Raw genomic sequence first — 1,391 nt, forward strand, 5'->3', positions numbered from 1 at the left:
ATCCCTGCTGCACCACCAATCGCACCAGTACCAACTAGTGCTGCGATGAAGCCTTCAAAACCCGCTTTAATCATTAAAATAATTGACAGTATAAGTAATAAAATTCCGGCAGAAATTTTTGTTATTCTTACCATAGATAAATCTCCAATTTTACTAACAAATACTATTGTATATCATCCTTTATAAAATGGTTAATAGGACCATATTTATGTCCCACAGCAATTTCATGTTTAATAGCATTGTAAGTAAATGTTTTTGCAGTCTTGATGGCATCTTCCATACTTTGACCCTTAGCAACTTCGGCTACGATACATGATGACAATGTATCACCAGTACCATTGATATGTTCAGTTTTGACATATGGTTCAGAGATCCAGAATGATTGGCCATCTTCTAGTAGAACATAGTCTTCAACTTCAGAAATTGAGTCGTCACTATGTTCACCCTTTATCATAATATTTTTTGGTCCTAATTTGCGTAATTTATGAGCAGCCTTAACAATTTCTTCTCTATTTTCTAATTCTAGACCAGAAAGTTTCTTGGCTTCATAAAAGTTAGGTGTAATCAAATCAGCAAGAGGGAACAATTCATCGATCAAAGTTTGGTAAGCTTCAGCTTCTAGAAGCATGGCACCATGTTTAGTAATGATAACAGGATCAAGGACAAAAGTACCAAAAGGCTTGTCCTTAATGGCATCTGCTACTGTATGAATAATTTCTGAATCAGATAACATACCAGTTTTAAAAGCTGAAACTTTGAAGTCATCTTTGATATCTTTAATTTGGTTTTGGATAAAACTAGCTGGCATATTCACGCTATCGTGTATTCCGTATGAATTACCAGCAACTGCAGCAGTCAATACGGACATTCCGTAAACGCCACGAGCCATAAATGTCTTTAAGTCAGCTTGTGCTCCGGCACTACCATCAGAGTCGGAACCAGCAATAGTTAAAACTTGTGTAAATTCATTCAATATAGTCACCCACCTAATAATTATTAACCCTTATCTTAACAGGAATTATGAAAAAAGTGGGCAATTTTTAGCAGTTTTGCTTGACCTTGACGTAGCGTAAACCTTTAAAATGCAAATTGTTGGGAGAGATATTTATGAAATATACAATTAAAAAATTAGCCGAGTTGGCTGGTGTCAGTACGTGTACATTGAGATATTATGACCAAATTGGTTTATTGAAACCAGAAGAGGTTAATAAAAGTAATTATCGTATTTATGATGAAAAAAATGTAAATAAATTACAGCAAATCATGTTTTATCGAGCTCTAGGATTTTCGTTAAAGAAAAATAAACAGTTGATGAAAGATCCCAATTTTTCGGGGATAGAAGCTTTAAATGAGCAAAGAAGACTACTTTTGGCAAGGCAAGCGCAAATAAA

General features: G+C 34.6%; 2 protein-coding genes. One reads left to right on the top strand and one right to left on the bottom strand.

The genetic code is table 11. The features are described 5' to 3' along the window. Positions 1 to 163: 163 nt before the first annotated feature. On the bottom strand, positions 164 to 976 hold the full coding sequence (gene thiD / locus FHL06_RS13070) for a bifunctional hydroxymethylpyrimidine kinase/phosphomethylpyrimidine kinase (RefSeq protein WP_202240425.1): 813 nt from the start codon (positions 974 to 976) through the stop codon (positions 164 to 166). A 131-nt stretch (positions 977 to 1,107) separates the two neighbouring features. Between thiD and FHL06_RS13075 the strand changes: the two genes are divergently transcribed. Beyond that, a partial coding sequence (locus FHL06_RS13075) for a MerR family transcriptional regulator (RefSeq protein ID WP_153387041.1) occupies positions 1,108 to 1,391 on the top strand: 284 nt, incomplete at its 3' end.

It is taken from the genome of Companilactobacillus halodurans, from assembly GCF_009600985.1.
In the GTDB taxonomy this organism is placed as follows: Bacteria; Bacillota; Bacilli; order Lactobacillales; family Lactobacillaceae; genus Companilactobacillus; species Companilactobacillus halodurans.